This window comes from Pannus brasiliensis CCIBt3594, assembly GCF_036688125.1.
GTDB lineage: Bacteria > Cyanobacteriota > Cyanobacteriia > Cyanobacteriales > Microcystaceae > Pannus > Pannus brasiliensis.
On the sequence record NZ_JBAFSM010000110.1, the window covers coordinates 1 to 2,065 of the forward strand.

Below are 2,065 nucleotides of genomic sequence, written 5' to 3' on the forward strand. Positions count from 1 at the left end.
TCCCTCATCTCCCTCACCTCCCTCATCTCCCTCACCTCCCTCATCTCCCTCACCTCCCCGTCAGAAATTAACCCTCGAAAAGCTAGGTTCGGTAAGGGATCTAGTTTTTTTTCGATCGATCCTCGCGGGATTAGCGGACGGCGGACGGCGGAATATTGCAGAGAAAATCATCTATCTCGCGACAGATCCGATCGAGTGAATCCTCACCATCGACGGGAAACCAGCGAATTTCGGGATAGGCGCGAAACCAGGTACGCTGTCGTTTGGCGAATTGACGGGTATGGAGGACGGTGAGATCGATCGCCTCTTCTAGAGAGATTTCCCCGAATAGATACCGTTTCATCTCCGCGTAGCCGAGAGTATCCAAAAGCGGCAGATTATAGCCGTATTTCTCCCCCAATCCCTTCACCTCTTCTACTAATCCCATCTCTACCATCGATCGGGTGCGCCGTTCGATCCGTTTCTGGAGACTTTCCGCCGAACATTCCAGACCGATCTGTAAAATCGGGTAACTCGGGGGATTCTCGCCCTGTTGTTCGGAAATCGGTTTTCCCGTCGCGTAAAACACTTCTAGGGCGCGTAGGGTTCTTACCTCGTCGTTCGGATGGATTTTTTCACTCGATACGGGATCGACGTGGCGGAGGATCTGATAGAGATAGGTTTGCCCTTGCGACTGTAATTGTTCCCGTAACTCCGGCCGCGGGGAGACTTTCGGGATTTTTAACCCCCGCGCGATCGATTTAATATACAGTCCCGTTCCCCCGACGAGAAACAGGGGACGATCGGGAAGGGTCGCGATTAATTTTTCCGCCTCTTCCTGATATTCCGCGAGGGTTAAGGTTTCTGTCGGATCGCGGATATCGATCAGGTAATGGGGAACCCGTTCGCGTTCTTCCCGCGTGGGTTTCGCGGTTCCGATGTCGAAATCTCGATATACCTGTCGGGAGTCCGCGCTCAGGATGACGGAATCGAACCGTTCCGCCAGTTGTAGCGCTAACCCCGATTTTCCCGTCGCGGTCGCCCCGCAGATGACGATTACAATAGGTGGAGAGGTAGTAGCCATATTAGCTACGGTAGCATTATCGCGTCGGGGTCTCGATCGCCTCGATCGATCGGGAATACCGGGCTACCGTAGGGTAAATATCTCGATAGCTTGACTTTTCAGAAAATCGAGCGTTAGATCGTCACTTTTCCGCGAGAATAAGAGATAACCCGTTCCTATCTTCCGAAATCTCCCGTCATCGGTATCGTGAAGATCGGGAGATCGATCGGGAACCGGCGGGATACAAGCCTCCCTTTTCGCGCGAGCGTCCCCGGAAAAAAACTCGATATTTACCCCGGACGGCCGGCGGGAAACGATACGATGGGCGAAAACGGGATCTGTCGGCGATGCTTTCAGGAAATCAAGCATTTTTCCGAAAATTATTGAAAAATACAGAAAAATGGGCGAAAGTTCGGGATACCTCCCGACCTTTAAAACGAAGGGAGAATTTTGTAAAATGATGGGATTCCAGAATCGAACAACCGCGTTTATGACACGTTTTTTCGCCGACCGTCGATATTCGAGCTTATTATTTTGTCTGGCGTTATTCGTGTTCGGGGTGCGAGCCGTACCGACACGGGCCCAAAAAATCTACGATCCCGTCCCGATATCCCCGAATAAAGAAATTAACGACACCCTGACCGATAAAGATATTCCGACCGGCGAGGGAGGATTCGCCCGCGATTACGTGGTGCAGTTGGAGAAGGGAGATCAGATAGCGATCGATCTCAAATCGGAGAATTTCGACAGTATTTTACTTCTTTTGGCGGATGACGGTTCGACGGTAGCCGAAAACGATGACGGCCCCGACGGCGGAACCAATTCCCTCCTTTTCGCCCGCGTCACCGAAACGGGTAAATATATTATCCGGGTACGCGCCTTCGGAGAAACCGGCGGCGGCAAATACACCCTCAAAGTAACCCGCTTACGTCCCGTCGAGGGGAAACCGGAGACGAGGTAAGAAGTCAGGAGGCAGGAGGCAGGAGTCAGGAGGCAGGAGTCAGGAGTCAGGAGTCAGGAGTC

General features: G+C 52.5%; 3 protein-coding genes. 1 reads left to right on the forward strand and 2 read right to left on the reverse strand.

Annotated elements, in window-relative coordinates; translation table 11 throughout:
• Positions 1-130 precede the first annotated feature (130 nt).
• Positions 131-1,063 (reverse strand): tRNA (adenosine(37)-N6)-dimethylallyltransferase MiaA, encoded by a 933-nt coding sequence (miaA, locus tag V0288_RS24930; RefSeq protein ID WP_332867902.1) that lies wholly within the window; start codon positions 1,061-1,063, stop codon positions 131-133.
• A gap of 63 nt (positions 1,064-1,126) precedes the next feature.
• Entirely contained in the window at positions 1,127-1,411 is a 285-nt protein-coding gene (locus tag V0288_RS24935) for a hypothetical protein (protein WP_332867903.1), read from the reverse strand.
• Positions 1,412-1,532: 121 nt separating this feature from the next.
• Between V0288_RS24935 and V0288_RS24940 the strand changes: the two genes are divergently transcribed.
• Positions 1,533-2,003 carry a PPC domain-containing protein gene (locus V0288_RS24940; protein WP_332867904.1) on the forward strand — a complete coding sequence of 157 codons (471 nt, stop codon included), beginning with the start codon at positions 1,533-1,535 and terminating at the stop codon, positions 2,001-2,003.
• Positions 2,004-2,065 lie beyond the last annotated feature (62 nt).